The organism is Mycobacterium sp. TH-M116 (genome assembly GCF_057473685.1).
The window spans coordinates 1-5,492 of the sequence record NZ_JBYCLC010000166.1; the positions used below are offsets into that span (position 1 = coordinate 1).

Below are 5,492 nucleotides of genomic sequence, written 5' to 3' on the forward strand. Positions count from 1 at the left end.
GTGCTGGTCGACGGGGCGTTGCCACTGCCCTGGTCGCCGCCGATCAACTCGACGATGCCGAAGACGATCAGCCCGATCAGGATCAGGACGAGCACGAGCCAACCCGCCAGGAGCGCGGGCCTGCGATACCAGGGGGCCGGCTCTTCTGCCTGGTCGAAAGTGTCGGATGCCGACGGTGGGCCCTGCGGCGGGTGTGCGCCCGAACCCCACGTGGCATGCTCGGTCGGTTCGTTGTGAAAATCGTCGGGTGGACCGTAGGGTGCCACGGCTCCGATGCTACGGGCGCCGGGAACGTTGCCGTCGCCGCCGTCCGGACGAACCGCTGCTCAGAACGTGTCGACCTGCTCGACGCTGACGAACATGCCGTGGCCGGTTTTGTCGTTGGTGAAGCGGGTGCCCTCGGGGGTGGCACTGATCGTCCAGCCCTGCGCCTCGTAGGTCTTGTAATCGATCGCGACGGTCGGGATGGCGCCCAGATTGCCCAGCACCCACTGCACGGCGCCGCCCGCGGTGATGCTGACGCCGTTGGCGTGCTCGCCGTCCTTGAGTGGGGAGTCGGTGAACGGCGCCTCGCAGCCCACGGTGTCCTTGTTGATCTGGCACCGCGTCTGGCCGGACTTGGTTTCGATGAACACGTAACCGTTGTCGTCGGGGCGCAGCGGGATGGCGCCGGACGGCGTGGTCGGCCCGGTGGGAGCCGGCGGAGCGGTGGCCGACGGTGCCGGGCCCGGCGTGGGAAAGCGTGGTTCCACGGGCCCCGCACCCGGCGCGGCGACCGGTCTGCCCTCGATGCTGGAACTGCAGCCGGAGATCGGCAGGGTGCTCACCAGCACGGGTGAGAGCAGCAGCGAACCACCGGCCAGACCCCACCGTGCCTTCTGCCACAACCCCACGAGCTGCTCCTGAACCTGTCAAATACCGGATTCAGATTATTCACTGAAGTTGTGCGGGCTCCTGCGGTGACGCGCCCGCGGATGCCGGCGAATCGGCCACGATCGATGACAGGTCTGATGTCATCATCGGAGAGTGGGGTTACCGCAGTCGACACCTCCGCCCCGGCACGTGGGAATCGTGCTGGCCGCCGGGGCGGGGCGGCGGTACGGCAAGCCGAAGGTCCTGGTCGAGGGCTGGCTGGCCATCGCGGTCGGCGCACTGCGCGACGGGGGCTGCACCGACGTCGTCCTGGTGCTCGGCGCCGCCGCGGTGCCGACCCCTGCCGGGGTCACCGCGATCACGGAGTCGCGCTGGCGCGAGGGGCTGAGCGCGTCGGTGCGCGCGGGTCTGGCCGCGGCAGACCGCATGAGCGCCGACTACGCGGTGCTGCACGTCGTGGACACCCCCGACGTCGGACCCGCCGTGGTGGCGCGGGTGCTCGGGCGCGTGGCCGGCTCGGAAAGCGGCCTGGTGCGCGCGGTCTTCGGCGGCAGGCCGGGGCATCCGGTGGTGCTCGCGCGCCGGCACTGGCCCGCGGTGCTGGCCCGGCTGGCCGGGGACCAGGGCGCGGGGGCCTACCTGCGCGACAGGCCCGACGTCGATAACGTCGAGTGTGGCGACCTCGCCGGCGGCGAGGACATCGACGATCCGGCGTAGCGGGCGCCCGCCGGGCCGGGGTGTAACTTGGTAAGGCAAGGCTTAACTATTGTCAGGATGTGTCAGTGCGAAATCGGACGCGTAGCGGGGCGCGCCAATCCAGTTCAGCGAGCGTGCTCGCCGAAGTGGCGCCGGGTCGACGGGCAACCGTAGTCGGCATGGTCTCGGACGCGAGGCCCGCCGTGGCGCAGCGTCTGGTGCAGCTGGGTTTTCGGCCCGCAGCTCACGTCGACGTGATCCGTCGCGCGCCGCTGGGGGACCCGACCATCTACCGGGTCCAGGACACCGAGCTGTGCCTGCGCAGCCGCGAGGCCCGGCTCATCGAAGTGGTTCCGGAAGCCGCTCGATGACCTCGTGCCACGACGACGGCGCCGCCGCGGTCACCGTCACCGGCGCCCCGCGGGTGGCCCTGGTCGGCAGTCCCAACGCCGGCAAGACCAGTGTGTTCAACCACCTGACCGGATTGCGCGCCAAGACCGCCAACTACCCGGGCGTGACCGTGGGACGCAGCGTCGGCACCGTCACCACCGTGGATGGCCTCACGATCGCGGTGGAGGACCTGCCCGGCACCTACAGCCTCGAACCGATCAGCCCCGACGAGCAAGTGGTGGCCGAGACCTTGGCCGGCGGTTTCGCCGGCACGGGCCGACCGGATGCGATCGTGCTCGTTGCCGACGTCACCACCCTGCGTCGCTCGATCATGCTGGTGGCGCAGGTGCTGCGGCTCGACCTGCCGTGTCTGCTGGTGTTGACCATGGGCGACGAATTGACCGCCCGGGGTGGCCGGATCGACGTCGACGCGTTGTCGGCGGCGCTGGGAATCCCGGTGGTCGCGGTCGTCGGGCACCGCGGCTCGGGCATCGATGCGCTGCGCGCCCGGCTCGCGTCCTTGGACCGGTGGCCGCGGCCGGCGGTGATGCCCCCGGTCGACCACGATGCCGTCGACGCCTGGGGAAAATCGGTGCTACAGGCCGCGGATTACCTTGCGCCGCAACCTGATCGACGCACCTCCGGGATCGACGCGGTGGTTCTGCACCCGCTGTGGGGTGTCGTCATCTTCTTCGCGGTGATGTTCGGCTTCTTCCAGATCGTCTTCGCCGCCGGCGCGCCGCTGCAGGACTGGGTCAGCCAGGGCTTCAGCTGGCTGGGCGAGCAGGTGACCGGCCGCACCGGAAACAACGTGGTGGGCCGGCTGGTGAGCCAGGGGCTGATCGGCGGCGTGGGCACCGTGCTGCAGTTCATCCCGCAGATCATGTTGCTGTTCATGCTCATCGCGGTGCTGGAGAACGTCGGTTACATGTCGCGAGCCGCGTTCCTCATGGACAAGGTGATGGCCAGGACCGGCCTGGAGGGCCGCGCGTTCGTGGCGATGCTGTCGTCGTTCGCGTGCGCGATCCCGGGGATCATGGCCACTCGCACCCTGCCCTCGTCGCGGGACCGCATCGCCACGATCATCAGCGCACCGCTGATGACCTGCTCGGCGCGGCTGCCGGTGTTCACCTTGCTGGTCGGCATGCTGATCGCGCCGCAAACACGCTGGTGGGGCCTCAACGCGCAGGGCGCCACCATGTTCGTGCTGTATCTGGCCGGCGGCACCTCGGCGCTGCTGGCCGCCTGGCTGTTCAAGTCGACCATCCTGCGCAGCGATCTGCTGCCGTTCACGATGGAGCTGCCGCCCTACCGCTTTCCCTCGGCGAAGACGGCCCTCGTCGCGATGTGGAGCGCGGCAAAGCTGTTCCTGCGCAAGGCCGGGACCATCATCCTGGGCACGTCGTTGCTCCTGTGGGTGCTGCTCAATCTGCCGGCGCGGGAGAACGAGACCGCGCAGATGTCGCCGCCGCAGGCCGCCGCCTACGTGATCGACCACAGCTATGCCGCCGATCTGGGCAAGGCGGTGGCGCCGGTGTTCGCGCCGCTGGGTTTTGACTGGCGCACCAATATCGCGCTGCTCGGCTCCCTTTCGGCGCGCGAGGTGTTCGTCTCCACACTCGGGCAGGTGGCAGCGGCCACCAATCCCGACGACCCGCGCGAGGCGCTGGCCACCATGACCGACGATGCCGGCCACCGGGTGTTCACCGCGCCGACCGTGATCGCGCTGCTGGCGTACTTCGTCTACGCGCTGCAGTGCATGTCCACCGTCGCGGTCATGCGCCGCGAGACCAACTCCTGGCGCTGGCCCGCTGTCGCATTCTCCTACATGTTCGTCCTGGCCTGGACGATGGCGTTCACCGCACGCGCGATCGCGATAGGCCTGGGCGCGTGATCCCGATGCATGCCACGGCCACCGCCAACCCGCAGCGGCTGCGCTGGGTGGTCCCGCCCGACCGGCTGCCGCCTCGCGGCACGGTGCGGCAGGCCCCGGGTCGGCTCGGTGGGCTGCTCGAAGCCGGGGTGATCGAGGAGCTCACGGTGCGCCCGGCCGACATCGTGATCACGCTGGGCCCGGCCCACAGCTGGCGTGAGTGGGGCGACGGCGTCCGCGCCGCGCTCGGCGAGGCACTGGCCGACCGGGCCGGCTGGCGGGTCGAATGTTCGCCGGATTCCACCGCCGAGCTGGCCGGCGTGGTCCGGGAGTTGCTCACCGGGCCCATCGGTGCGCTTGCGCGTTCGCACGGCGGGACGATCGAGCTGGTGTCGGTGGACGGACTGGACGTGACCGTGCGCATGTCGGGCGCCTGCCGCGGGTGCGCGGCCGCGGGGGTCACGCTGCACGACAAGCTCGAGGGCGAGCTGCGCCGACGGGTCGACGAGCGGGTCACGGTTTACGGCGAGAAGCGTTCTGGTCCAGCGTTATTCGGGAAAAAACTGCTTTCGTTATGGGTTCGATAGGAACGCGACGATACCCCTCGATGCTGCTGCCCCGCCGAAAAGACCTGTCGGCCTGCGCCTATGACGGCAAGCGGTAGGGCGCCGAGTTTCGTGCTCTACGATGTCCGATGTGGATGTCTACGACGCGGTGCAGTCGCGGCAGTCGATCCACGGCTTCACCGATCACCCGGTGGACACGGACGTTCTTGTGAGAGTCTTGACCGCCGCGGCACGCGCTCCATCGGGAGGCAACCTGCAGCCTTGGCACATCTACGTGGTTTCCGGCGCTCGGCTCGCTGAGCTGAAGCGGCGAATCGCAGAGCGGGTTGCGAGTGGGGATCAGGGCGACCCGTTGGAATTCGCGATGTATCCGAATCCGTTGGAAGCGCCCTATCGGGAACGCCTGGCAGATCTCGGTGAACGCAAATATGGCGCCTTGGGCATCGCGCGTGATGATCACGCCGCGCGCGCCAGGGCGCGCGCCGAGAATTGGAACTGCTACGGTGCCACGACGGCATTGTTTTGCTATCTGGACCGCGATATGCCGCCGCCGCAATGGGCCGACGCAGGAATCTACCTGCAGACCGTGATGCTCTTGCTGCGGTCAGAAGGGCTGCACAGCTGTCCGCAGATCGCGTGGGCGGAATATCATCGCACCGTTGCCGAGGTCATCGCACCACCATCGCAACGTATTTTGTTCTGCGGCATGTCGATTGGATTTGTCGATCCGTCGGTGCCGCGGACGCGGACACCTCGAGCTCCGCTGTCGGAGACTGTCACCTTTTTGCAGTAAGCGCCTCACAGCGGGTTGCCTGCCGATGGGTAGTCGGCACGGGGTGGCGCAGAGCTGCCACCCGATGCCGGTGCCGGTCGAAAAAGCCGACCTCCACTCCTCGAATATCGCACTGACCCACTGCATCCGCGACCACCGACGGCTCCCTCTCGGATCTGCTCGGGCAGAACGTATTTGAGCCGCTTCGTGAAGCCAGCCGCGGCAGTTGGCGGCGCTACGACGTTCCGTCCGTCCCGGGGGTGCCGCCGAAGAGGCCGGCGGTGCCGCCGGTGCCCCCGGTGCCACCGTTGACACCGTCACC

Annotated in this window: 6 protein-coding genes and 1 pseudogene; 5 read left to right on the forward strand and 2 right to left on the reverse strand. The window is 68.8% G+C overall.

Annotated features, from left to right (window positions below):
* Together AC2VOK_RS08405 and AC2VOK_RS08410 are read right to left on the reverse strand one after the other, a co-directional pair.
* A pseudogene (locus AC2VOK_RS08405) lies at nt 1-266 on the reverse strand (hypothetical protein); the annotation flags it as partial.
* A 60-nt stretch (nt 267-326) separates the two neighbouring features.
* Nucleotides 327-863 (reverse strand): hypothetical protein, encoded by a 537-nt coding sequence (locus tag AC2VOK_RS08410; protein ID WP_428900069.1) that lies wholly within the window; start codon nt 861-863, stop codon nt 327-329.
* Between the two features lie 163 nt (nt 864-1,026).
* Here AC2VOK_RS08410 and AC2VOK_RS08415 point away from each other — a divergent pair, with 163 nt between their 5' ends.
* The 5 genes from AC2VOK_RS08415 to AC2VOK_RS08435 all read left to right on the forward strand — a co-directional run bounded on the left by AC2VOK_RS08415 (nt 1,027) and on the right by AC2VOK_RS08435 (nt 5,191).
* Nucleotides 1,027-1,590: a nucleotidyltransferase family protein gene (locus AC2VOK_RS08415; RefSeq protein WP_428900066.1), complete on the forward strand. Its 564-nt coding sequence runs from the start codon at nt 1,027-1,029 to the stop codon at nt 1,588-1,590.
* A gap of 158 nt (nt 1,591-1,748) precedes the next feature.
* Nucleotides 1,749-1,940: a FeoA family protein gene (locus AC2VOK_RS08420; RefSeq protein WP_421530516.1), complete on the forward strand. Its 192-nt coding sequence runs from the start codon at nt 1,749-1,751 to the stop codon at nt 1,938-1,940.
* Nucleotides 1,937-3,853: a ferrous iron transporter B gene (gene feoB, locus AC2VOK_RS08425; RefSeq protein ID WP_428900067.1), complete on the forward strand. Its 1,917-nt coding sequence runs from the start codon at nt 1,937-1,939 to the stop codon at nt 3,851-3,853. Before AC2VOK_RS08420 ends, feoB begins: the two co-directional genes overlap by 4 nt.
* Before the next feature lie 5 nt (nt 3,854-3,858).
* Nucleotides 3,859-4,419 (forward strand): NifU family protein, encoded by a 561-nt coding sequence (locus AC2VOK_RS08430; RefSeq protein WP_421530537.1) that lies wholly within the window; start codon nt 3,859-3,861, stop codon nt 4,417-4,419.
* Nucleotides 4,420-4,528: 109 nt separating this feature from the next.
* Nucleotides 4,529-5,191: a nitroreductase gene (locus AC2VOK_RS08435; RefSeq protein ID WP_428900068.1), complete on the forward strand. Its 663-nt coding sequence runs from the start codon at nt 4,529-4,531 to the stop codon at nt 5,189-5,191.
* Nucleotides 5,192-5,492: the final 301 nt, after the last annotated feature.